Genomic DNA, 22,924 nt, shown 5'->3' with positions numbered 1-22,924 from the left:
ACGCTCGTCCTCATGAAAAAGAGCGTGTTCACCCGCTACCGCGTTTTGGCGTACACCACGGGTGTGCTGCTGGTCCTGCTCTGCCTGAGCATGATCGCCAAGTACCTCCTGAAGATCGACGGCGCCGGGAGCTTCACCGAGGTCGTCGCCATCGCGCACGGCTGGCTGTACGTCGTGTACCTCCTCTTCGCCTTCGACCTGGGCTCCAAGGCGAAGTGGCCGGTCGGGAAGCAGCTCTGGGTGCTGCTGGCCGGGACGATCCCGACCGCCGCCTTCTTCGTCGAGCGGAAGATCAGCCGCGAGCTGGAGGGCCACTTCGCCGAGCCGGCTCCGGTCGCCGCGAAGGTCTGAGTCTCACCGCTTTCACCGCCGTACGGGTCGCGTACGGCGGTCGCCCATCGACATTTACTAGGACGTCCTAGTAAATTCGAAGGTATGGACGCTGACGCCATCGCAGAGGGCCGCCGACGCTGGCAGGCCCGGTTCGACGCCGCACGCACGCGTGAGGCCGATTTCACCACGCTCTCCGGGGATGCCGTGGAGCCGGTGTACGGGCCTCGCCCCGGGGACGAGTACGACGGCTTCGAGCGGATCGGGTGGCCCGGCGAGTACCCCTACACGCGCGGGCTGCATGCCACGGGCTACCGGGGGCGGACGTGGACGATCCGGCAGTTCGCCGGGTTCGGGAACGCCGAGCAGACCAACGAGCGGTACAAGAAGATCCTGGCCAACGGAGGCGGCGGGCTCTCCGTGGCCTTCGACATGCCGACCCTCATGGGCCGGGACTCCGACGACCCGCGCTCGCTCGGCGAGGTCGGGCACTGCGGGGTCGCCATCGACTCCGCCGCCGACATGGAGGTCCTCTTCAAGGGCATCCCGCTGGGCGACGTGACGACCTCCATGACGATCAGCGGACCGGCCGTCCCGGTCTTCTGCATGTATCTGGTGGCGGCCGAGCGGCAGGGAGTCGACCCCTCCGTCCTCAACGGCACGCTCCAGACGGACATCTTCAAGGAGTACATCGCCCAGAAGGAGTGGCTCTTCGAGCCCGAGCCGCACCTGCGCCTCATCGGCGACCTCATGGAGTACTGCGCGACCGGCATCCCCGCCTACAAGCCGCTGTCCGTCTCCGGCTACCACATCCGCGAGGCCGGTTCCACGGCCGCGCAGGAGCTGGCGTACACCCTCGCGGACGGCTTCGGGTACGTCGAACTCGGCCTGTCCCGCGGCATGGACGTGGACGTCTTCGCCCCCGGCCTGTCCTTCTTCTTCGACGCGCACGTCGACTTCTTCGAGGAGATCGCCAAGTTCCGCGCGGCACGCAGGATTTGGGCCCGCTGGATGCGGGACGTCTACGGGGCGCGGTCCGAGAAGGCCCAGTGGCTGCGCTTCCACACCCAGACCGCCGGCGTCTCGCTGACCGCGCAGCAGCCGTACAACAACGTGGTCCGTACGGCAGTTGAAGCGCTCGCGGCCGTGCTCGGCGGGACCAACTCGCTGCACACCAACGCCCTGGACGAGACCCTCGCGCTGCCCAGTGAGCAGGCGGCGGAGATCGCGCTGCGGACGCAGCAGGTGCTGATGGAGGAGACCGGGGTCGCCAACGTGGCGGATCCGCTGGGCGGTTCGTGGTACGTCGAGCAGCTCACCGACCGGATCGAGGCGGACGCCGAGAAGATCTTCGAGCAGATCAGGGAGCGGGGACTGCGGGCCCACCCGGACGGTCAGCACCCGATCGGGCCGATCACCTCCGGGATCCTGCGCGGGATCGAGGACGGCTGGTTCACCGGCGAGATCGCCGAGGCCGCGTTCCAGTACCAGCGGTCCGTGGAGAAGGGCGACAAGCGGGTCGTGGGCGTGAACGTCCACCACGGGTCCGTCACCGGCGACCTGGAGATCCTGCGGGTCAGCCACGAGGTGGAGCGGGACCAGATCCGGGAGTTGGGCGCGCGCAAGGGCGTACGGGACGAGGCGGCCGTAGCGGCGGCCCTGGACGCGATGCTCGCGGCCGCGCGGGACGGGTCGAACATGATCGGACCGATGCTGGACGCGACGCGCGCCGAGGCGACGCTGGGCGAGATCTGCGGGGTACTGCGGGACGAGTGGGGGGTCTACACGGAGCCCGCGGGCTTCTAGACCTGTCCGGGGGATCGGGCCGCGGGCGACCGGCGGGGCCCGATCGGCGCCGGTGACCGGGGCCCGGTGCGTGCCGCTGCGAGGCGGAGGCGGGTGCAGCCGGGGGCGGGGAAGGCGGCGACCGATGACGACGCCGCAGGTGTGCCTGCCGGGTCCCGTGTCTGCGGAGGTGGGTGGAGCTGGGAACGGGGGAGTCGGCGGCCGGCGGCAGGGTTGCGGGTGTGCTTGCCGGGCCCGTGTCCCGATAACAACGTCGCAGGTGTGCTTGCCGGGCCCCGCGTCCGCGGAGGTGGGTGCAGCCGGGGGCGGGGGAGCCGCGGCGGTGGGCGGGAGTGCCTCGGAGGTGCGTGCCTGGCTCGTGTCTGCGGCCTGATCCGCTGGACAGGCGCTACGGGTTGCTGAGTGAGGTCAGGCCCAGTAGGAGGACCTGGGTGAAGCTGTGGACCCACTCCTCGTCGGCCGGTTCCGCGCTGACCAGGGTGCGGTGGACGACCGCGCCCGCCACCACGTCGAAGATGAGGTCGGCCGTGCGGGCGGCTTCCTTCGGGTCGGTCTCCGGGGGGAGTTCGCCGCGGGCCTGGGCCCGTGCCCTGCCCTCCAGGACCAGGCACTTCTGGCGGTCGACGATCGACTCGCGGATGCGGTCGCGCAGGGCGTCGTCGTGGATGGACTCGGCGACCACCGCCATCAGTCCGCTCTTGGCTTCCGGGCGGGCCAGGATCGCCGCGAACTGGAGGACGACGCCCTCGATGTCGGCGGCCAGGGTGCCCCGGTCGGGGAGGTGGAGTTCGTCGAAGAGTTCGGCGACCGCGTCGACGACGAGTTCGTTCTTGCCCGCCCAGCGGCGGTAGAGGGTCGTCTTCGCAACCCCCGCGCGCGTGGCGACGTCTCCCAACGTGAGCTTGGACCAGCCGAGTTCGACCAGTGCCTCCCGGGTCGCCGCCAGGATCGCGGTGTCCGCGGTGGCGCTGCGGGGGCGTCCCGCGGCGCGTGGGACGGGAGTGCTGCTCTGCATCCCTTGACCATAACCGGCGGTTCCTGTGGTGCAGTGAGGGAGATCACCGGGTATCCGTATCCGGGAAGGGGCCTGTGCTATTACGCTACGGGTCGTAGCGTAACCACTGGGCGCGGGGTGGGGACCCGGCGTCGAACAGGTCACAACAGGCTTGCGACAGACCGGCTTTCACAACGCTTTTCATTCACACGGGCGGACGGGGGAGGATAGACGCATGCAGCCACGGAACATGTCCATGAGCGGAGTCGTCGACCTCGCCGCGGTGAAGGCGGCCCAGGAGGCCAAGGTCAAGGCGGAGCAGGCGCGCGCCGAGACCGCCAGGCAGGGCGGCGGCGGGGCCGTCTCCCCGGCCGACCTGGTGATCGACGTAGATGAGGCGGGGTTCGAGAGCGAGGTCCTGCAGCGGTCCACCGAGGTCCCGGTCGTCATCGACTTCTGGGCCGAGTGGTGCGAGCCGTGCAAGCAGCTGAGCCCGATCCTGGAGCGGCTCGCGCTCGATTACAACGGGCGCTTCGTCCTTGCCAAGATCGACGTCGACGCCAATCAGATGCTGATGCAGCAGTTCGGGGTGCAGGGCATCCCGGCCGTCTTCGCGGTGGTCGCCGGCCAGGCGCTGCCGCTCTTCCAGGGGGCCGCGGGCGAGCAGCAGATCCGGCAGACCCTCGACCAGTTGATCCAGGTCGCCGAGGAGCGCTTCGGTCTCACCGGTCTCGACGTCGACCCCGACGCCGCGCCGGGCGACCGGCCCGAGGTGGTCGCCGAGGTGCCGGCGGGACCGTACGACGCGCTGCTCGAAGCCGCCGTGCAGGCCCTGGACGCGGGGGACTTCGGCGGGGCCGTGCAGGCCTACAGGAACGTGCTGAGCGACGACCCGGGCAACTCCGAGGCCAAACTGGGGCTCGCCCAGGCAGAGTTGCTGCACCGCGTGTCGACGCTGGACCCGCAGCAGGTGCGCACCGAGGCCGCCGCGAAGCCGGGTGACGTGCCGGCGCAGATCGCCGCCGCCGACCTGGACCTGGTGGGCGGTCATGTCGAGGACGCGTTCAGCCGGCTGATCGACACCGTGCGGCGCACGGTGGGTGACGACCGGGATGCCGTACGGCTGCGGCTGCTTGAGTTGTTCGAGGTTGTCGGGGCCGATGACCCCAGGGTGACGGCGGCCCGGCGGGCGCTGGCGCGGGCGCTGTTCTGAGCGGGGTGCGGGGCCGGTTCTGACCAGTCGGTAAACCTCGTGACCTGTGTTGCCGGAGTGAAAGATTTGCCGACGGAGTGTCACTGCGGCCGCGCTTTACCAAATCTTGGTAATCGCGGCCGCTGTTACTTGGAGTAAGTCGAGGGCGTTGATCTGTCGGATTCCGCCCAGGTGTCAACTGATTTGTCCTGGCCCACGATGACACCCAGCGTCGTCGACCGATACCGGCGGGTCGTTGTTCGGTTATCCGGCCGTTACTACCCAGTAACGAAGCCCCTTGTGCGGGCGGCGAGAATGCACCACGATCGGCGACGCTCGGTCCAATTCCGTACCCCGACAGCCGGTCGGGCCGACGGAGTCTCCTGGGTCCCCACCGAGTAGAGCCGGAAACAATGGAGTCGGCTCTTGGGCAGGGGGGTCTTCGCCGCACGGCGGAGCCTGTCCAGCAAGGTTGTGCGTGATGTGCGTCAGGCGCGACCAGTGGTTGTCGCTCGGGGGTGATCGCCGGTGATCGGTGCGCGGTTCGCGCCTCCGAGGACGGGCGCTCCCCTTCCCGAGGACGTAGCACTTCTCCCATCCCTGCCCGGCTGAGCCGCCAATAGGGGGCAGTCAGGGCCAGGAGATGTACGTCCGAGAAGGAGGAAATATGGAGTCCCAGGTGCGTGGCGGGACGAGATGGAAGCGCTTCGCTGTGGTCATGGTGCCCAGCGTCGCCGCTACGGCGTGTATAGGTGTCGCCCTCGCGCAGGGTGCTCTCGCCGCGTCATTCAGCGTTTCCGGCCAGTCGTTCAAGGTGACGGCCGACCAGCTCAACGGCACGGGCTTCGCCCAGTACGGAGCCCTGGACTCGGGCTACAACCTGGACGGCAGCAAGTCGCTCCACCCCGTCGCGGTCTCGTCGTTCAAGTCCGCGTCGATCACCAACATGTGCCAGTCGGTGGTCACCCCGAACATCCCGCTGCTCGGCTCCGTCAGCCTCGTGCTGAAGGCGGGCGGCGGCGGTACGCCGGTCGAGGCGTCGAACCTGTACATCGACGTCGAGGACCTCAGCGCAGACGCTGTGTTCCACAACATCGACATCGGTGTGGCGGCCGGCAACACGGGCGCCGACAAGGGCGGCAAGGGTCCGGGCATGAAGGGTGGCAGCGAGGCTGCCAACCCGTACGGCTTCGCCCAGCAGGCCGAGTCGGCCGAGCTGACCAACGTGAAGCAGACGGCGTGGGCCACCACTGCCGGAACCTTCAAGCTCAGCGGGCTGAAGATGTCGGTCTCGGCCGGCACCCACGAGTGCTACTAGGCACTTGACGGCGGGCGGGGGAGCCGGTGGCGCCCCCGCCCGTCCACCTTCCACCAGCGCCTTCACACGAGGTGCAACTCTCCACCACAGCAACGCCGTACCAGGGAGCTGTTTTCCATGAGCGCCGAGACTCCTGCCGCATCCGGCCAGTTCGCCCGCCGGAGGCTGCAGTTTCGTGCCTGGCGTGGCACGAGGCCGTTCTGGGCCGGTCTGTTCGTCATGCTCGGCGGACTCCCGATCGCCTACTTCCCGTACGCACATCTCCAGGTGGGCCATCTGACGCTGGCGATGGCCACCACCGCGGGCGCCGGGTCCCTGATCATCGGCGTACTGCTGGTCGTCCTGGGCTTCAGCCTCTGGTTCCAGAAGCACGTCCGCACCTTCGCGGGTGTCGCGGCGATCCTGCTGGCGCTGGTGTCCATCCCCGTGTCCAACCTCGGCGGCTTCCTGATCGGCTTCCTCCTCGCCATGGTCGGCGGGGCGCTGGCCGTGTCGTGGGCGCCGGGCGCACCGCCGGAGCCGCAGGCGCTCCAGGACGTCGCGCAGGGAGAGGGCGGCGCCCCCGCGGGGGCCGCTCCGTACGAAGCCGCACCTCATGAGTCCGCGTCGTACTACGAGACCGCGCCTCAGGAGTCCGCGCCGCACGAGTCCGCCGACGGTGCGAGCGAGCCGAACGATCTGTCAGGAACGAGCCCGGTGAACAACGGGGCGAACGGGAGGCACAGTGCCGGCTGACGAGGTGACCCACGGGACTGATGTGGACGAGTCCCGTGTGAGAACCGGGCCGCGGCATGCGGCACCCAAGAAGCCGCTGTTCACCAGGCTCCACATGCCCGCCGGCAAGGCGATAGCCACGGTGGCGATGCCGACCGCCGTGATCATGGGGTTCGGTTTCACGTCCTCGCTCGCCCTCGCCGACAACGGTGCGACGACCTCGCCGTCGTCGAAGAGCCTGACGGCCGACGAGTACAAGGACTGTGTCGCCGCCCTCGCCGAGTCGACGTCGAGTGCGTCTGCCACGCCGTCCACGTCCGCGAGCGAGTCCGCCGACTCGTCCAAGGACGACGCGACGCCCTCGGCCACGGCCACGGACGACGCGAGCTCCGACACGAAGGACTCGGGCAAGACGTCTTCGGGGTCGTCGGATTCAGGTTCCGACGACGACACGGCCACGCCCACGCCGTCCGCGTCCGCGAGCAAGTCGGCGGATTCGAGCGGTTCGTCGAGCAGCACCGCCACCGCGACGCCCTCCGCGTCCGCGAGCAGCGGCAACCTGCTGGACACCATCGGCGACGCCATCACCGACCTCCTGACCGGCGGTTCGTCGAGCTCCGACTCGACGGCGAGCGCCACCCCGACGCCGACCGCGTCCGCCTCGGCGAGCGCCTCGAAGGACACGTCCTCGGACGACTCCTCCAGCGCGTCCGACACCGTCAAGGACACGGCCAAGAAGGTCACCGACACGGTGGACGACACCGTCAAGGACACGACCGACACGGCGTCCAAGGCGGCCGACGACACGGCCACCGCGACCGCTACGGCCACTCCGAGCCCGTCCGCGAGCGAGAGCGCCGACACCTCGGACTGCCCGGTCGCCACGGACGACACCAGCGGCGTCGACAACAAGGTGCTGCTGCCCGACGACCCGTGGTACCTGAACGCCAGCTCGCTGCTGCTCAAGGGTGCCGACTACCAGGGCGTCGTCGAGGTGAAGACCGCCAGCGGCAAGGTCAAGAAGGTCCTGAAGTACGTCATCTCCAGCGGGACCGACATCGGCGACCTGCACCAGACGGTGAACGACAAGCAGTCCGGCAAGACCTACCACGTGCAGGCGGCCAAGGGCTCGACGTCCACCATCCGCGACGGCGACACCGTGATGTACACGGAGTCCATCTCGGGCAACCTGTTCGGTCTGATCCCGATCACGTTCGACCCGGACAACCCGCCGCCGCTGAACATCCCGTTGATCTACTTCACCAACGTGAAGGTGGTCCAGGCCGGCCAGTTCGGCGGCACGCTGACCGTCCCCGGACTGCACAGCTACCAGACCGACTGAGCGTCCGCACAGGCCCGTTCGGGAGCCGCGCACAAACTGAGGGCGCCCCCTGCCACAGGGGGCGCCCTCAGCGCCGTACAAGTTCCTTCAGCGGTGTGTCAGTTGCCCTCGCCGCCGCCGAGGTGGTGGACGCGGAGCATGTTCGTCGTGCCGGCCACGCCGGGAGGCGAGCCGGCGGTGATGATGACGGTCTCGCCCGGGTTGAAGCGGTTGATCTTGGCGATCTCGCCGTCGACCATGTCGACCATCTCGTCCGTGCTGTTGACGAACGGCACCACGTGCGACTCCACGCCCCAGCTGAGCGTGAGCTGGTTGCGGGTGCTCTCGTCGGTCGTGAACGCGACGATCGGCTGGGAGGCGCGGTAGCGGGACAGCCGGCGGGCGGTGTCACCGGACTGCGTGAAGGCCACCAGGGCCCGGCCGCCGAGGAAGTCGGCGATCTCGCACGCGGCACGCGCGATCGAACCACCCTGCGTACGCGGCTTCTTGCCCGGCACGAGCGGCTGCAGGCCCTTGGAGAACAGCTCCTCCTCGGCCGCCTGGACGATCTTCGACATCGTCTGCACGGTCTCGATCGGGTAGGCGCCCACCGAGGACTCGGCGGACAGCATGACCGCGTCCGCGCCGTCCAGGATCGCGTTGGCCACGTCGGAGGCCTCGGCGCGCGTGGGGCGGGAGTTGGTGATCATCGACTCCATCATCTGGGTCGCCACGATCACCGGCTTGGCGTTGCGCCGGCACAGCTCCACCAGGCGCTTCTGCACCATCGGGACCTTCTCCAGCGGGTACTCCACGGCGAGGTCGCCACGGGCCACCATCACCGCGTCGAACGCCGCGACCACGGACTCCATGTTCTCGACCGCCTGCGGCTTCTCCACCTTGGCGATGACGGGGACCCGGCGGCCCTCCTCGTCCATCACCTTGTGGACGTCGTACACGTCGCTCGCGTCGCGGACGAAGGACAGGGCGACCATGTCGCAGCCCATCCGCAGCGCGAAGCGCAGGTCCTCGACGTCCTTCTCGGACAGCGCGGGCACATTCACGGCCGTGCCGGGCAGGTTGATGCCCTTGTGGTCGGAGATGACGCCGCCCTCGATGACGATCGTCTTCACGCGGGGGCCTTCGACGCTGAGGACCTTCAGCTCGACGTTGCCGTCGTTGATGAGGACCTGGTCGCCGCGGGAGACGTCACCGGGCAGGCCCTTGTACGTCGTACCGCAGATGGTCTTGTCGCCCGGGATGTCCTCGGTGGTGATGGTGAACTCGTCACCGCGCACCAGCTCGACGGGACCCTCGGCGAAGGTCTCCAGGCGGATCTTCGGGCCCTGCAGGTCGGCGAGGACGCCGATGGCACGGCCGGTCTCCTTGGCCGCGGCACGGACGCGGTCGTACCGCCCCTGGTGCTCGGCGTGGGTGCCGTGGCTGAAATTGAAGCGGGCCACATTCATGCCGGCCTCGATCAGCGACACCAGTTGTTCGTGGGAGTCGACCGCGGGGCCGAGAGTACAGACGATTTTCGAACGGCGCATGGGACGATCCTATCGGTTTGTTTCGCTACGGAATATTCCGTCTGGCGGAAGATACAAATGGGCGGGCATGCGCTCAGGCGTTGTAATTTCCGACCAGTGCATAGGTCTGTGTCGCGATCTCCAATTCCTCGTCCGTCGGCACCACCGCGACCGCGACCCGCCCGGACGCGGGCGAGATCAGCCGCGGCTCATCACTCCGTACGGCGTTCAGCACGCCGTCCACCTCAAGCCCCAGCAGCTCCAGGCCCGCGACGGCAGCCTCCCGCACCGCACTCGCGTTCTCCCCGACTCCCGCTGTGAAGGCGACCGCGTCCACCCGGCCGAGTACCGCGCAGTAGGCGCCGATGTACTTCTTCAATCGGTGAATGTAGATGTCGAAGGCCAACTCCGCCTGTTCGTCACCCTCGTCGATCCGGCGCCGGATCTCCCGCATGTCGTTGTCCCCGCACAACCCGATCAGACCGCTCTTCTTGTTGAGAAGAGTGTCGATCTCGTCGGTGGACATTTCGCCAACACGCATCAAATGGAAGATGACGGCCGGATCCAGGTCTCCCGACCGCGTCCCCATCACCAGCCCCTCCAACGGCGTCAGCCCCATGGAGGTGTCCACACACCGCCCACCCCGTACGGCCGAGGCGGACGCCCCGTTCCCGAGGTGCAGCACGATCACGTTGACGTCCTCGGGCGCCTTCCCCAGCAGCTTCGCCGTCGCCCGCGACACATACGCGTGCGAGGTCCCGTGGAACCCGTACCGCCGGATCCGGTACGCGTCCGCGGTCGCCACGTCGATCGCGTACCGCGCGGCCGACTCCGGCATCGTCGTGTGGAACGCGGTGTCGAACACGGCCACCTGCGGCAGATCGGGCCGCAGCGCCATCGCGGTCCGGATCCCGACGAGGTTCGCCGGATTGTGCAACGGCGCGACGGGGATGAGCCGTTCGATCTCGGAGAGCACGGCGTCGTCGACGATGGTCGGCGCGGTGAAGGTCTGCCCACCGTGCACGACCCGATGCCCGATGGCGGCCAGCTCGGGGGAGCCCAACCCGAGCCCGTCCCTGGTCAGTTCATCCGCTACGGCCTTCAGGGCGGCCTCGTGATCGGGGACCGGGCCGGTGAACTCCCGTACGGCGCCGGTCGTGACGCAGGTGTGCTTGAGCCGGGAGGTCTCCTCGCCGATGCGCTCGACGAGCCCCATGGCGAGCCGCTCGCCGTCGCGCATGTCGAGCAGCTGGTACTTCACCGACGAGGAGCCGGAGTTGAGGACGAGGACACGGGTCGCGGTCACTGCTGGGAGGCCTTCTCGTTCGGGTTCTGCGCCTGGATCGCCGTGATGGCGACGGTGTTGACGATGTCCGAGACGAGGGCGCCCCGGGACAGGTCGTTGACGGGCTTGCGCAAGCCCTGCAACACCGGCCCGACGGCGATCGCGCCGGCCGAACGCTGCACGGCCTTGTAGGTGTTGTTGCCGGTGTTCAGGTCGGGGAAGATCAACACGCTTGCCTGACCGGCGACTTCGGACTCCGGCATCTTGGTGGCGGCGACACTCGGCTCGACGGCGGCGTCGTACTGGATCGGCCCCTCGATGCGCAGGTCGGCCCGCCGCAGCCGGACCAGTTCGGTCGCCTCGCGCACCTTGTCGACGTCGGCGCCCGAGCCGGACGTACCCGTCGAGTACGACAGCATCGCGATCCGCGCCGGGACGCCGAACTGCTCGGCGGTGGCGGCCGATTGGATGGCGATGTCGGCCAACTGCTCGGCGTTCGGGTCGGGGTTGACGGCGCAGTCGCCGTAGACGAGGACCTTGTCGGCGAGGCACATGAAGAAGACGGACGAGACGATGTCGGCGTCCGGCTTGGTCTTGATGATCTCGAAGGCGGGCCGGATGGTGGCCGCCGTGGAGTGCACGGCGCCGGAGACCATCCCGTCCGCGAGCCCCTCCTGGACCATCAACGTCCCGAAGTAGTTCACGTCGGCGACGACGTCGTAGGCCAGCTCGACGGTCACGCCCTTGTGGGCGCGCAGGGCGGCGTACTTCTCGGCGAAGCGGTCGCGGAGTTCGGAGGTGTGCGGGTCGATCAACTGGGCCGCGGTGAGGTCGATGCCGAGGTCGGCGGCCTTCTTGCGGATCTGGTCCTCGGGGCCGAGGAGGGTCAACTCGCAGACACCGCGCCGCAGCAGCACCTCGGCGGCGTGCAGGACGCGGGCCTCGGTGCCTTCGGGGAGGACGATCCGGCGCTTGTCGGAGCGGGCCCGCTCCAGGAGCGTGTGCTCGAACATCATCGGGGTGACCCGGTCGCTGCTCGGCGCCGAGACGCGCTTGAGGAGGTCGCCGGTGTCGACGTACCGCTCGAAGAGGCCGAGCGCGGTCTCCGCCTTGCGCGGGGTGGCCGCGTTCAACTTCCCCTCCAGGGAGAAGAGTTCGGCGGCGGTGGGGAAGGAGGTGCCGGCCACGGAGACCACCGGGGTGCCGGGTGCGAGGCGGGCGGCGAGGGTGAGGATCCCGTGGCTGGGCACCTCGTTCAGGGTGAGCAGGACGCCGGCTATCGGCGGGGTGCCGGCGCTGTGCGCGGCGAGCGCGCCGATGACGAGGTCGGCGCGGTCGCCCGGGGTGACGACGAGGCAGCCCGGGGTCAGCGCCTTGAGGAAGTTGGGCAGCATCGCGCCGCCGAAGACGAAGTCGAGCGCGTCCCGGGCGAGCCCGGAGTCGTCCCCGAGGAGCACCCTGCCGCCGAGGGCGTGGGTGATCTGCGCGACGGTCGGCGCGGAGAGGGCGGGCTCGTCCGGTACGACGTAACAGGGCACCGGCAGCCGGGTGGTGAGCCGCTGGGCGATCTCGTCCCGGTCCTCGCGGGCGACCCGGTTGGTGACCATGGCGAGGACGTCGCAGCCGAGGCCGTCGTAGGCGCGATAGGCGTTGCGCGTCTCCGCGAGGACGGACTCGGCGGTCTGCTTGCGGCCGCCGACGACGGGGATCACGGAGGCGCCGAACTCGTTCGCGAGGCGGGCGTTGAGGGACAGCTCGTCCGGGAACTGCGTGTCCGCGTAGTCGGTCCCGAGGACGAGGACGACGTCGTAGTCACGGGCGACGAGATGGAACCGGTCGACGAGCGTCGACACCAGCTCGTCGGTCCCCTGCTCGGCCTGGAGGGCGGAGGCCTCGTGGTAGTCCATGCCGTAGACGGTCGCGGGGTCCTGGGAGAGCCGGTAGCGCGCACGCAGCAGTTCGAACAGGCGATCGGGGCCGTCGTGGACGAGGGGGCGGAACACCCCCACCCGGTCGACCTGGCGGGTCAGGAGCTCCATGACCCCCAGCTCGACGACCTGACGGCCGTCGCCGCGGTCGATCCCGGTCACGTACACGCTGCGGGTCACAGGGTTGTTCTCCCTCTCCGGTTCGGTGATCTTCCGATGGTTTCCGGTGGTTTCCGACCGGTGTTTCGGTGGCCGTCGGCGGTCATAAAAATCGCCCACCGAGGTGAGCAGAACCCTCTTGACAATACCTCCGGGGGTGGTTAAGACGCCCCTCGGTCCGGCGGGAGCGGCGACGCCCTGAGGGACGTGAAACAATCGGGTCCGGCTCACCGGTCTCAACAGCGAGCAGGAGACACAGCACGATGCGTATCGGAGTTCTCACCGCAGGCGGCGACTGCCCCGGCCTGAACGCCGTGATCCGATCGGTCGTGCACCGAGCGGTCGACAACTACGGCGACGAGGTCATCGGCTTCGAGGACGGCTACGCCGGCCTGCTCGACGGCCGCTACCGCACCCTCGACCTGGACGCGGTCAGCGGCATCCTCGCCCGCGGCGGCACGATCCTGGGTTCGTCACGACTGGAGCGGGACCGCCTCCGCGAGGCGTGCGAGAACGCGCTGGACATCGCGCGCGACTTCGGGATCGACGCGCTGATCCCGATCGGCGGGGAGGGGACGCTGACGGCGGCGCGCATGCTGTCGGACGCCGGCCTGCCGGTCGTGGGAGTCCCCAAGACGATCGACAACGACATCTCGTCGACGGACCGCACGTTCGGCTTCGACACGGCGGTCGGGGTCGCGACGGAGGCGATGGACCGCCTGAAGACGACGGCGGAGTCGCACCAGCGGGTGATGGTCGTCGAGGTCATGGGCCGGCACGCGGGCTGGATCGCGCTGGAGTCCGGGATGGCGGCGGGCGCGCACGGCATCTGCCTGCCCGAGCGCCCCTTCGACCCCGCCGACCTGGTCAAGATGGTCGAGGAACGCTTCGCCCGTGGCAAGAAGTTCGCCGTCGTGTGCGTGGCCGAGGGCGCGCACCCCGCCGAGGGGTCCATGGACTACAACAAGGGCGCGATCGACCAGTTCGGCCACGAGCGCTTCCAGGGCATCGGCACGGCGCTGGCCTACGAGTTGGAGCGCCGCCTCGGCAAGGAGGCCAAGCCGGTCATCCTCGGCCACATCCAGCGCGGCGGCGTACCGACCGCGTACGACCGGGTGTTGGCGACGCGCTTCGGCTGGCACGCGGTGGAGGCCGCGCACCAGGGGGAGTTCGGGCGGATGACCGCGCTGCGCGGGACGGACGTGGTGATGGTGCCGTTGGCCGAGGCGGTCACCGAGTTGAAGACGGTGCCGAAGGACCGGATGGACGAGGCGGAGTCGGTTTTCTAGATTCCGACTTCTGCTGTCGGGGCTCCAGCTTCCAGCTTCTGGCTTCCAACTTCCGGCTTCTGGCCGGGTTTTGGTACCGAGTGTTCAGACCGAGTTTCAGTAGGTGCTCTTCTCGACCATGGACCAGAAACGGCTGATGATCTGGTCGAGGAAGTCCCGGCCGGCCTCGCCCGCCTCGACGGCGGAGTTGCCGCCGCCCCAGCTGAGGGTGGCGACCATCTGCGCCTGGTAGTCGTCGTGCAACTCCTGGAGGGAGTCCTCCAGGAGACGCCGGTCCAGGGGCACCATCTTGCCGATCTGGCGTACGTAGGCCTGCCAGCGGGTGGTCATGGCGCTGCGCAGCAACTCCGCGAGGCGGGTGTCGCGGCCGGTGACGCTGATGAAGTCCGGCAGCGAGAGGTCGAGGAGATCGGCGAGCGCGGAGGACTGGCGCTCGGTGCCGTGCCACTCGTCGTGCTCCTCCATCCGTAGATACGCGAGGAGTTCGAGCCCGACGGCCCGGGCGACGTCCTCCGGTGGAAGGCCCCGGGCGAGGCGATGCTCACGCAGCGTGCGTGGCTTGCCGATGAGTTCGGCCGGGGAGCACCACAACACGCCCGAGAGCGCGGTGAGTTCGGGACCGGAGGGCGCGGTGAGTCCACGCTCCCAGGCGATGACCAGGTCAGGCGTGACGTAAGGGAGCCCGTACGAGGCGCGCATGCCGTACGCCACGTGTTCGGGACCCATGTTGAGAGCGGTACGGAGCCGGTGGGCGGCGGGCGCGTTGAACGGCGGCGTGGGCGGCGTGGACTGGCTGGGCTGAGCTGGGGGTCGGCGCACGGGCCACAAGCTAGGGGTGCCTGGGTGCGGTTACTACGGTCTGTTCGGCCAGGATTACGGATTGTAGGAACGTACGGATTCGGTCGGACCACGGAGATCCATCGCGGGCGGGGTGGGGGTGGTCGGTGACGGTGAGTGGTGGGTGGGGGGTGGCTGAGGGGCCTCTGGCGGCGACTGCCCGGCGGTGAATATGCCGCTCTACCTTGCCATTCGCCTGGTGCGGCGGGGGCTGGGGGCCGGCGGGGGGTGCTCGGTCGGCGTCGGGTGTGTGGGCGGGGTTCGAAGGGGAGTGCGTTTGTGGTGGGGGTGGTGATCGGGTGTGGGGGGAAGTGGGGGGTGGCGGGAATTCGATGGTGGGTGTCCGGGGGGTGGGCTGTGGGCGGTCTGTGAGAGGTGAGAGATGGGCGGCGGTGAAGGCGAAGAGATGATTGAGACCGTCGTGTGCGACGTCGGCGAGACGATCACCAGGGACGACCGGTACTGGCAGTCGTGGGCCGACTGGCTGGACGTTCCCCGCCATACCGTCTCCGCGCTCGTCGGGGCGGTCGTGGCCAGGGGTCAGGACAATGCGGAGGCGCTCCGCCTCGCTCGGCCGGGCATCGACGTCGCCGCCGAATACCGTGCTCGCGAAGCGGCCGGCCGTGGCGAGTATCTCGACGAGAGCGACCTCTACGACGATGTCCGCCCGGCCCTGTCCGCGCTGCGCGCACTAGGGGTGCGTGTCGTCGTCGCCGGGAACCAGACGTCCCGCGCCGGCGAGTTGCTGCGCGCCCTCGACCTGCCGGTGGACCTCGTCGTCACGTCGGGGGAGTGGGGAGTGGCCAAGCCGCAACTGGAGTTCTTCGGCCGGGTAGTTGAGGCGGCCCAGGCGGCACCGGACCGGACGGTCTACGTGGGTGACCATCCGGCCAACGACATCTTCCCCGCCAAGCGGGCAGGGCTGCGCGTCGCGCACATCCGCCGTGGTCCGTGGGGGCACCTGTGGGCGGATGATCCCGAGGTGGTGGCGGCGGCTGACTGGCGCATCGACGGTCTTGGCCGGCTCGCGTCGATCGTGGGGGGCCGGTTGTAGCGTCGCGGGTGCGGTTCGGAGCGGGTGCCCTCAACTGGAGTCTGTATGGCCGTGTTTAGGGGAGAAGGGTGGGCAGGGGGATCGCCCACTGCCGCAATGTCGTTCGGCCGAAGGTGACGTAGCGGCGGCTTGTCGTGGCGGTGTGTGTCGCGCTCGGAACCGTCTGCGAGATCGAATGCCGTGAACGCGGTGAACGTGGTGATACGGACGTCCCGCTCGAAGTCATCGCATATGCGTCAGGTGTCGACCCGATCCGGCTGCGTGGTGACCGAGGTCCTGCGCTGACGGCCTTGCACGATGCGTTGCCTGCGCTTGCGGTTATGGGGGTGAGGAGGAAGGGCTACTCCAGGGCGTTGGCTCGGGTGCGGGCTTTGGCTGCTTCGGTGGGTGCGCTGGCTCGGGTGTAGGCGTCGGCGGAGTGGAGGAAGTGGGTGCGGGCCTCGGCGGGGCGGGCGGCGGACTAGTGGACGAGAGCCAGGTTGTAGAGAGTCTGGCCCGTCCCGTACCAGTCTTCGAACTCCTGGTAGCGCTCCAGGGCCTTCTCGTACGCGTCAATCGCCTTCTCCATCCGGCCCAGCCCACCCAGGACGGCGCCGAGGTTGTTCCATGCGAGGGCCTCGCCATGGCGGTCCCCGACGGCCTGGAACAGGTCGCGGGCGCGGGTGCGGGCGTCGATGGCCTCCTCAGCCCGGCCTGCCTCCCACATAGCGAAGCCGAGGTTGTTCCACGCCGAGGCCTCGTTGGGGCGGTCCCCGACGCTCTGGAACAGGTTGAGGGCGCGGGTTTGGGCGTCGATCGCCTCCCCCACCCGGCCCGCCTCCCGCAGGGCGTTGCCGAGGTTGTTCCACGCCATGGCCTCGCGGGGGCGGTCTCCGGCGGCTTGGTGCAGGTCGCGGGCGCGGGTGTGGGCGTCGATGGCCTCCTCCGTCCGGCCCGCCTCCCGCAGGGCGTTGCCGAGGCTGTTCCACGCGCTGGCCTCCCACGCCTGGTTACCGGCGCGATGGGCGGCCTCCTGCGCGACACCGCACACCGTGATCCAGTCGTCGAAAGAACGCCGCCAGTCCAGATACTCCACCAGACACTGCGACAGCAGCACCGCCGTGGCCGCGAACCGCTCCTCCCGCGCCCACTGCACCGCCGCCACCAGACCCGCCCGCTCCGAATCCAGCCACGCCAACGCCCCCGCCCGATCCACAAACTGCTCTGGTTCCCACATACCGGGCAGCCACCGAAGCCGGTCGTCAGCTGCACCCGCCCAGCAGTGGTAGAACTCCAGCACCCGCCCCCGCGCCGCCTCCCCCTCCTCCCACAACCCCGCATCCCCCTTGGCCACACCCACCCCGAACACCCGCACCAAGTCATGCAACCGCCACCGCCCACCGGAAGCCGAGCCATCGACATGCTCGTCTGACGTGACCAGATGAGTAGCCGCCAGATCCTCCAGCAAGGTCAGAGCAGCCCCCACGGTGACATCGGCCAGCGCGGCCACGGCCTCCGTGCCCGTCTCCGCCCCGGGTGCGAGGGCCAGCAGTCGTAGCAACCGGGCCTGGTCGGGCGGCAGCCGGCGGTACGACGTCTCCAGCACCGGTCGGAGGACGAGTGAGCGGCCGTACAGGTCGCTGCCCGGACTGCCTTTGTCGAGTACGGCAGTTGGGTCCTCGGCTTCCTTGATGTCGGTCACCAGTGAGGCGATGCCGCGATGCCGGCGCTTGCGCAGCATGCCGGCGGCGATCTGGAGGGCGAGGGGCAAGTGCCCGCACAGGGCGGTCAGTTCGTGCAGTGCGTCGGGCTCCCGGGCCGGGCGGTCGTCCCGTTCGTCCGTGTCGTGGAGGGCGCGGGTGATGAGGGCGGCCGACTCGTCCGGAGTGAGTGATTCGAGGTCGATGAGGCGGACGGGGAGGGCGTGCGGGCGGTCCCGGGAGGTGATCAGGACCCGGTGGTGGTCCGTGCCGGGGAGGAGTGGGAGGAACTGGGACGGGTCCGAGGAGTTGTCCAGGACGAGCAGGGTCCGTTCCCGCTGCTCGGTGAGGAGTTGGCGGTATCGGTCGTACTGCTGAGCTGTCGTGTGGGGCAGATCCGGGCCCCGGACTCCGAGCGCGTCGAGCAGGGCCACGACCGCTTGATCGGCGGTGACGGGGTTGTCGTCGTAACCCCGCAGGTCCACGAAGAGCGTTCCGCCCGGGAACCAGCCCTCATCGCGTGCCCGGTGTGCGGCCTCGATCGCCAGTGCTGTCTTTCCGATGCCGCCCATTCCGGTGACGGCGAAGATCAGGACGGGGCGGCCGGGTACTTCGGGTGAGGTCGGGGCGAGGTGGGGGAGCAGACGCTCCAGTTCCGCCGATCGGCCGGTGAAGCCGAGGGGGCGGGGTGGGAGGACGGCAGTGGCGGTCGGCACCGGGCCGTGGGTCGGTGCAGGGGTCGGCCTGGCGGCAGTGGGTGGGGTCGGTTCCAATTCCTTCAGTACGGCTACGGCCGCCTCGGCCGCGTTCGTCGCCGCCGTCCGGTCGTCGGGCTCCGCGCCCGCGCTGCCGCTGATCCCTCGAATGATCAACGCCCCTGCCGTACCTGCCAGATGGGCCGCGTGAGCGACGCCGGAACCCTCCGTCTCGACGGCCACCGCGTCGTTGAAGCGGCGGTGGATGCGCTGGGCGAGAGGGGAGGCGGGGTCGGCGATGGTCACGTCACCTGCGGCGATCGGCTCGAAGTGGGAGCGGACGTGCTGGTGTCCCCGTAGGGCGTGGCGCGCCGCCTGTTCGAGGTGGTGCGGGGCGTGCCAGGTCTCCGGGCGGTCGAGGAAGCCGTCCGGGGTCTCCTTGCCGCCGTGGACGGCGTACACCTTGGTCGCGATCACGACGTCGCCGACGCGGATGTCCTCCCGTAGACCTACCGCCGTACCGACGAAGAGCACCGCGTCCGGCTTGAACCACGACATCACCCGCTCGGTGAGCGCCGCCGCCCCGCGTGTGCCCTCGCCCATCTCCAGCAGGGCCACGCGCCAGGAAGTGCCGGGGAGTTGGCCGGTCTCGGCGCGCGTGCCGGTGGGGTGTACCCGCTTCTCGATGTCCGTCAGGTGGGCACGTACTGCCGTGTATTCGAGCGGCTGTGCGGTCAGGACGGCGACCGTGGGCGGTGTGTCGGGCACCTCTTCAAGGTACTGCCAAGTCGCCTGGCCAGACCGGGTGTTGGGCGGGGGCCGTAGGCGTACCGTGTTGGCACGCGATTCGGGGGCAGCGGCACGGGGACGGCACGATGGGCGAGCGGTACGGCGGGGATCACCAGGATTTCCGGGGCGGGGAGTTCAACGGGGACTTCATCGCGAAGCAGGTGGATTGCCACCAGCACGGGCCGGCGCCCACCGCGTTGGATGCCCTGCCACCGAAGGTCGCCGGGTTCACCGGTCGCCGTGACCAACTCGCGGAGCTGCTCGGCGCGTTCGACCCGGATGGCGGTGAAGCGCCGGGAGCCGTGTTGGTCGCCGCGGTGTCCGGGCTCGGTGGTATCGGCAAGACCGCGCTCGCGGTGGAGGCGGCACACGCAGCCCGTAAGAATGGGTGGTTCCCGGGTGGGGTGCTCTTCGTCAACTTGCATGGGTACGACGACGATTACGTGACGGCGGAGCAAGCGCTGGAGGACCTGCTGAGGGCCCTGGGGACGCCTCCGGAGCACATTCCGAACGGGGTGGACGCACGGGCCGCGTGGTATCGCTCGGTGCTTCGGGCGCGGGAGCGGGAGTTGGGGGCGGTGCTGGTCCTGGCCGACAACGCGTCTTCGGCGGAGCAGGTGCGTCCGTTGCATCCGGGGGGTGTGCGGCACCGGCTGCTTGCCACCTCGCGGAGTAAGTTGCCCCAACTGGGCGCGCGGCTGCTGCCGTTGGGGGAGTTGAGTCCGGAGGAGGCGTACGGCCTTCTGGACCGGGCGTTGCGGATCGCCGCTCCGGGTGATGCGCGGGTGGCGAATGAGAGTGACGCGGCTGTCGAACTCGCCTTGCTCTGCGGGCATTTGCCTCTGGCCCTTCAGATCGCCGCGGCCTTGCTCGTCCTCGACGGGGACAAGCTCGTGGCCGAACTCGTCGCAGAACTCGCCGAGTCCGGTGACCGACTACTCCCGCACTTCGACGACGGCGAGCGCAGCGTTGCCGCCGCCTTTGACTTGTCGTACCGGCGTTTGCCGGCTGAGCAGGCCCGGTTGCTGCGGCTGTTGGCCCTGGCTCCGGGGCCCGAGGTGACGGCCGAGGTCGTCGCCGTGCTGGACGGGGCGGAGACTCCGCCGGTGCGTGTGCTCGATGCGTTGTCCCGCGCGCACCTTGTTGAGCGGGGGAGCGGGCGTGGGCGGTGGCGGTTGCACGACTTGGTGCGGGCGTTCGGGGTGGGTGTGGTCAAGGGGGACGCGGCGTTGTGGGAGGAGGGGGAGGCGGCGCGGGAGCGGGTGTTGGAGTTCTACTACCGGTGGGCGGATGCCGCTGATGACCGGTTGCGGTGGCTGCCGGGTATGCCAGTGCCGGAGCGGTTCGCGGATCGGGCGGGGGCGTTGGCGTGGTTTGACGGGGAGCGGGCGGGGCTGGTGGCGGCGGTGCAGTGGGCGCGGGAGGAGCGGTTCGCGGACACGGCGGTGTGGCTTTCGCAGTGTCTGGCGGAGTATCTGAACTGGCGGCGCCTTTTCGACGACAAGATCACGGTGTGCGGTGTCGCGCGGGAGGCCGCCCACCGCGCCGGTAACCGGGTCGGGGAGGCCATCGCGTGGACCAGTCTCGGCAGCGCCCTGCGGGAGACGGGTCGGGTGGAGGAGGCGATCGATGCCCACATCCGGGCCCGTGACCTGGACCAGGCGGCCGGGGACCGCCTCGGAGAGGCCAGGGCGTGGGACAACCTCGGCAACGCGCTGCAGGAGGCGGGTCGGGTGGAGGAGGCGATCGATGCCCACATCCAAGCCCGCGACCTGCACCAGGCAGTCGGGGACCGCCACAGCGAGGCCAGGGCGTGGAACAACCTCGGCAACGCCCTGGGTGCCACGGGCCGTGTAGAGGAGACCATCGACGCCCACATTCGGGCCCGTGACCTGTACCAGGCCGTCGGAGACCGCCACAGCGAGGCCAGCGTGTGGAACAACCTCGGCGCCACCCTGCAGAAGGCGGGCCGTGTAGAGGAGGCGGTTCAGGCGTACGAGAAAGCCCTGGACGGCTTCCGGGAGTTCGAGGACTGGTACCGGGCAGGCGGGACCCTCTACAACCTGGCCCTCGCCCACCAGCACGCCGCCCGCCCAGCCGAGGCCCGCACTCACTTTCTCCAGTCCGCCGACGCCTTCACCCGCGCCGACGCCCCCACCGAAGCCGCCCGAGCCCGCACCCGAGCCGAAGGAATCACCCCTTAACAGCCCCACCCAAAGCAAACCCCCCACCCAACCGCCGCGCCACCAGCACATACAACAAAATCACCGGCGTCGAATAAACAACCGAGAACGCGGCCAACTGCCCGTAAGCCACCATCCCCCGATTCCCGAAGAACTCATTGATGCTCACGCTCGCCGGCATCTGGTCCGGAGTGAGCAGCAGCATGAACGGGACGAAGAAGTTCCCCCACATCATCACGAACGAGAAGACGGTCACCACCGCGACGCCCGGCCCCATCAGCGGAAGAACGATCCGTACGAGGGACTGAAGTGACGACGCCCCGTCGGTCCACGCCGCCTCCTCCAGTTCCTTCGGTACGCCGTCCATGAAGTTCTTCATCAGCCAGATGGCGAAGGGGAGTTGGGACGCGGCGAAGAAGAAGATCGTGCCCTGCATGGTGTCGATGAGATTCACCTGCACGAACAACGCGTACACCGGCACCATGATCGCCGTGATCGGAAGGCTCGTCGCGAAGAGGATCGTCAGCAGGAACGGACGGTTCAGGCGCGACCGGAACCGCGACAGCGGGTACGCCGCCAGCGCCGCGCACACCACCGTCAGCAGCGTCCCGAACCCGCACAGGATCAGGCTGTTGAGCAGGGGCGTGAAGGTGATGTCCGAGTTCAGGATCGCGTGGAAGTTGTCCAGGGTCAGACCGTCGGGGGCCTTCACCTTGAGGTCCGCGTGGGCGTCGAGGGACGACAGGACCACCCAGAGCAGCGGCAGCACGAACGTCGCCGCGACCACCAGCAGCCCCGCGTCCGCCGCCAGGCGTCGGCTCGTGCGGCGGGAGGAGAGGGTGAGTGCCATGGGTCAGACCTCCGTTCGCAGCAGGCGCATGTAGATCACCGAGAAGAGCGAGCCGACCAGGAGCAGGAGCAGTGCGACCGCCGTGGCGTAGCCGATCATGCTGTTCTGGAACGCCTGTTCGTACATGTAGAGGGGGAGGGTCTGGCTCCTGTCTCCCGGGCCGCCTCTCGTCATCACCCAGATCAGACCGAAGACGGACAGGGTCTGGAGGGTGTTCAGCATCAGGTTCGTGCCGATCGAGCGGCGGATCATCGGCAGCGTGATGTGCCACATCCGGCGCCAGCCGCTCGCGCCGTCGACCTCCGCCGCTTCGGTGATCTCCTTGGGGATCTCGTTCAGAGCGGCGGAGTAGACCAGCATCGAGAATGCTGTGCCCCTCCATACGTTCGCGAAGGACACCGCGAGGATCGGGAGCGTGAACAGCCAGTTCTGGGAGGGGAGATGGAGCCAGTCCAGGATGGCGTTCAGGGTGCCTTCGCGGCGGAAGAAGGCGTAGAGGAGGAAGCCCGCCACCACCTCCGGGAGTACCCACGCCGTGATGACGATTCCGCCCGTGAACGTGCGCACCGGTTTTGACGCGCGCTGCATCAGTGCGGCCAGGGCAAGGCCGATCGTGTTCTGGCCGATCAGGGACGACAGGACCGTGAACACCAGCGTCAGCCATACGGCGTTCAGGAATTCCGTGTCCTTGAAGGCCGTACGGAAATTCGCGAAGCCGACGAAGGAGGAGTGGGCCTGGCCGGTGAGCTGGAGGTCGGTGAAGGCGATGTAGGCGCAGTACGCGATCGGGCCGGCCAGGAAGAGGAGCAGGAGGATCAGGGCGGGGGAGAGGGGGAGGATGCGCGTGAGGGTCTGGGCGAACGGACGTTTCTGGGCGGGCAGTTGGGGAGTTGAGGTGTCGGGGCCGCCGGGCCCGGCGGGGACCTTCGTCACGGCCGGGCCCGGGTGCTGCGGTGCTGTGGTCATCGGCGG

At 69.2% G+C, this 22,924-nt stretch carries 16 protein-coding genes and 2 pseudogenes; 9 read left to right on the top strand and 9 right to left on the bottom strand.

What is annotated here, in order from left to right; translation table 11 throughout:
- The first annotated feature begins 12 nt into the window (after positions 1-12).
- Together OG714_RS17365 and OG714_RS17360 are read left to right on the top strand one after the other, a co-directional pair.
- Positions 13-351 (top strand): DUF3817 domain-containing protein, encoded by a 339-nt coding sequence (locus OG714_RS17365; RefSeq protein WP_406122004.1) that lies wholly within the window; start codon positions 13-15, stop codon positions 349-351.
- Between the two features lie 84 nt (positions 352-435).
- Entirely contained in the window at positions 436-2,136 is a 1,701-nt protein-coding gene (locus tag OG714_RS17360) for a methylmalonyl-CoA mutase (protein ID WP_406122002.1), read from the top strand.
- A gap of 388 nt (positions 2,137-2,524) precedes the next feature.
- Here the strand turns inward: OG714_RS17360 and OG714_RS17355 are convergent, their stop codons facing one another.
- Entirely contained in the window at positions 2,525-3,151 is a 627-nt protein-coding gene (locus OG714_RS17355) for a TetR/AcrR family transcriptional regulator (protein WP_406122001.1), read from the bottom strand.
- A gap of 214 nt (positions 3,152-3,365) precedes the next feature.
- Here OG714_RS17355 and OG714_RS17350 point away from each other — a divergent pair, with 214 nt between their 5' ends.
- From OG714_RS17350 to OG714_RS17335, 4 genes are all read left to right on the top strand, one after another.
- Entirely contained in the window at positions 3,366-4,343 is a 978-nt protein-coding gene (locus OG714_RS17350) for a tetratricopeptide repeat protein (protein WP_406121999.1), read from the top strand.
- 646 nt (positions 4,344-4,989) lie between these two features.
- Entirely contained in the window at positions 4,990-5,640 is a 651-nt protein-coding gene (locus OG714_RS17345; protein ID WP_406121997.1) for a DUF6230 family protein, read from the top strand.
- Between the two features lie 117 nt (positions 5,641-5,757).
- On the top strand, positions 5,758-6,375 hold the full coding sequence (locus tag OG714_RS17340) for a DUF6114 domain-containing protein (protein WP_406121995.1): 618 nt from the start codon (positions 5,758-5,760) through the stop codon (positions 6,373-6,375).
- Positions 6,365-7,696, top strand: coding sequence for a hypothetical protein (locus OG714_RS17335; RefSeq protein ID WP_406121994.1), 1,332 nt, complete (start codon positions 6,365-6,367; stop codon positions 7,694-7,696). The genes OG714_RS17340 and OG714_RS17335 overlap by 11 nt, the downstream gene beginning before the upstream one ends.
- A 98-nt stretch (positions 7,697-7,794) precedes the next feature.
- On the opposite strand, the gene pyk is transcribed toward OG714_RS17335, so the two are convergent.
- The 3 genes from pyk to pta all read right to left on the bottom strand — a co-directional run bounded on the left by pyk (position 7,795) and on the right by pta (position 12,597).
- Positions 7,795-9,225, bottom strand: a complete 1,431-nt coding sequence (pyk, locus tag OG714_RS17330; RefSeq protein ID WP_406121992.1) for a pyruvate kinase — start codon at positions 9,223-9,225, stop codon at positions 7,795-7,797.
- 73 nt (positions 9,226-9,298) lie between these two features.
- Entirely contained in the window at positions 9,299-10,510 is a 1,212-nt protein-coding gene (locus OG714_RS17325; protein ID WP_406121990.1) for an acetate kinase, read from the bottom strand.
- Positions 10,507-12,597, bottom strand: coding sequence for a phosphate acetyltransferase (pta, locus tag OG714_RS17320; RefSeq protein ID WP_406121988.1), 2,091 nt, complete (start codon positions 12,595-12,597; stop codon positions 10,507-10,509). The genes OG714_RS17325 and pta overlap by 4 nt, the downstream gene beginning before the upstream one ends.
- Positions 12,598-12,839: 242 nt before the next feature.
- On the opposite strand from pta, the gene OG714_RS17315 reads away from it, so the two are divergent.
- A complete protein-coding gene (locus OG714_RS17315) occupies positions 12,840-13,865 on the top strand; it encodes an ATP-dependent 6-phosphofructokinase (RefSeq protein WP_406121986.1) in 1,026 nt (341 codons plus the stop codon).
- Between the two features lie 96 nt (positions 13,866-13,961).
- Here OG714_RS17315 and OG714_RS17310 read toward each other — a convergent pair whose 3' ends face one another.
- Positions 13,962-14,684 carry an XRE family transcriptional regulator gene (locus tag OG714_RS17310; protein WP_406121985.1) on the bottom strand — a complete coding sequence of 241 codons (723 nt, stop codon included), beginning with the start codon at positions 14,682-14,684 and terminating at the stop codon, positions 13,962-13,964.
- Between the two features lie 424 nt (positions 14,685-15,108).
- Between OG714_RS17310 and OG714_RS17305 the strand changes: the two genes are divergently transcribed.
- Positions 15,109-15,756, top strand: coding sequence for an HAD family hydrolase (locus OG714_RS17305; protein ID WP_406121983.1), 648 nt, complete (start codon positions 15,109-15,111; stop codon positions 15,754-15,756).
- Positions 15,757-16,096: 340 nt separating this feature from the next.
- Here the strand turns inward: OG714_RS17305 and OG714_RS17300 are convergent.
- Both OG714_RS17300 and OG714_RS17295 read right to left on the bottom strand, forming a co-directional pair.
- A pseudogene (locus tag OG714_RS17300) lies at positions 16,097-18,028 on the bottom strand (tetratricopeptide repeat protein).
- Positions 18,029-18,226: 198 nt separating this feature from the next.
- Positions 18,227-18,898: pseudogene (locus OG714_RS17295) on the bottom strand (nucleosidase); the annotation flags it as partial.
- 107 nt (positions 18,899-19,005) lie between these two features.
- Between OG714_RS17295 and OG714_RS17290 the strand changes: the two are divergent.
- Positions 19,006-21,123 (top strand): tetratricopeptide repeat protein, encoded by a 2,118-nt coding sequence (locus OG714_RS17290; protein WP_406121982.1) that lies wholly within the window; start codon positions 19,006-19,008, stop codon positions 21,121-21,123.
- On the opposite strand, the gene OG714_RS17285 is transcribed toward OG714_RS17290, so the two are convergent.
- Together OG714_RS17285 and OG714_RS17280 are read right to left on the bottom strand one after the other, a co-directional pair.
- Positions 21,113-21,952 carry a carbohydrate ABC transporter permease gene (locus OG714_RS17285; protein WP_384155819.1) on the bottom strand — a complete coding sequence of 280 codons (840 nt, stop codon included), beginning with the start codon at positions 21,950-21,952 and terminating at the stop codon, positions 21,113-21,115. The genes OG714_RS17290 and OG714_RS17285 overlap by 11 nt on opposite strands.
- A gap of 3 nt (positions 21,953-21,955) precedes the next feature.
- Positions 21,956-22,918 (bottom strand): carbohydrate ABC transporter permease, encoded by a 963-nt coding sequence (locus tag OG714_RS17280; RefSeq protein WP_406121980.1) that lies wholly within the window; start codon positions 22,916-22,918, stop codon positions 21,956-21,958.
- Between the last annotated feature and the right edge of the window lie 6 nt (positions 22,919-22,924).

It is taken from the genome of Streptomyces sp. NBC_00989, assembly GCF_045162655.1.
In the GTDB taxonomy this organism is placed as follows: Bacteria; Actinomycetota; Actinomycetes; order Streptomycetales; family Streptomycetaceae; genus Streptomyces.
Note: the sequence above shows the minus strand (reverse complement) of the source record. Positions and strands in the feature narration are given on the sequence as shown.

Coding starts and splice junctions, on each gene's coding strand:
- OG714_RS17315 (WP_406121986.1), top strand. CDS start 12,840: ATGCGTATCGGAGTTCTCACCGCAGGCGGCGACTGCCCCGGCCTGAAC.
- OG714_RS17285 (WP_384155819.1), bottom strand. CDS start 21,952: ATGGCACTCACCCTCTCCTCCCGCCGCACGAGCCGACGCCTGGCGGCG.
- OG714_RS17345 (WP_406121997.1), top strand. CDS start 4,990: ATGGAGTCCCAGGTGCGTGGCGGGACGAGATGGAAGCGCTTCGCTGTG.
- OG714_RS17340 (WP_406121995.1), top strand. CDS start 5,758: ATGAGCGCCGAGACTCCTGCCGCATCCGGCCAGTTCGCCCGCCGGAGG.
- OG714_RS17355 (WP_406122001.1), bottom strand. CDS start 3,151: ATGCAGAGCAGCACTCCCGTCCCACGCGCCGCGGGACGCCCCCGCAGC.
- OG714_RS17365 (WP_406122004.1), top strand. CDS start 13: ATGAAAAAGAGCGTGTTCACCCGCTACCGCGTTTTGGCGTACACCACG.
- pyk (WP_406121992.1), bottom strand. CDS start 9,225: ATGCGCCGTTCGAAAATCGTCTGTACTCTCGGCCCCGCGGTCGACTCC.
- OG714_RS17360 (WP_406122002.1), top strand. CDS start 436: ATGGACGCTGACGCCATCGCAGAGGGCCGCCGACGCTGGCAGGCCCGG.
- OG714_RS17305 (WP_406121983.1), top strand. CDS start 15,109: ATGATTGAGACCGTCGTGTGCGACGTCGGCGAGACGATCACCAGGGAC.
- OG714_RS17280 (WP_406121980.1), bottom strand. CDS start 22,918: ATGACCACAGCACCGCAGCACCCGGGCCCGGCCGTGACGAAGGTCCCC.
- OG714_RS17350 (WP_406121999.1), top strand. CDS start 3,366: ATGCAGCCACGGAACATGTCCATGAGCGGAGTCGTCGACCTCGCCGCG.
- OG714_RS17290 (WP_406121982.1), top strand. CDS start 19,006: ATGGGCGAGCGGTACGGCGGGGATCACCAGGATTTCCGGGGCGGGGAG.